Origin of the sequence: Frankia sp. Mgl5 (assembly GCF_023242985.1) — a bacterium.
Lineage (GTDB): Bacteria > Actinomycetota > Actinomycetes > Frankiales > Frankiaceae > Parafrankia > Parafrankia soli.
The window spans coordinates 1-236 of sequence record NZ_JALKFY010000355.1 but is presented as its reverse complement, the minus strand read 5'-3'; the positions used below and the strand labels follow the sequence as shown (position 1 = coordinate 236).

General features: G+C 53.0%; 1 pseudogene. It reads left to right on the top strand.

The annotated features are described in order from the left end of the window. A pseudogene (locus MXD62_RS09675) lies at positions 1-236 on the top strand (ADP-heptose synthase); the annotation flags it as partial.

Here is a 236-nt window from a genome sequence, read left to right as displayed (position 1 = left end):
GAACTGACCACACCTGATCAACCCGTGGAGTACCTCGTTCCTGCTTCGACAATCTACGAGCTGGAAGAGCTGATAGAGACAGAAGAGCCAATTGTCCCCGATCCGCAGGACGAGCAGCATGTTCGCAAGATGATGGAGGAGATCGCCCGGTTTTTCCGCGATCCATTCATTCGCAAGCGAATGGAAAAAGAGCTGCTTGCCCCATGGTCGAAAGTGGTGTTCCCGTTTCCCAATCA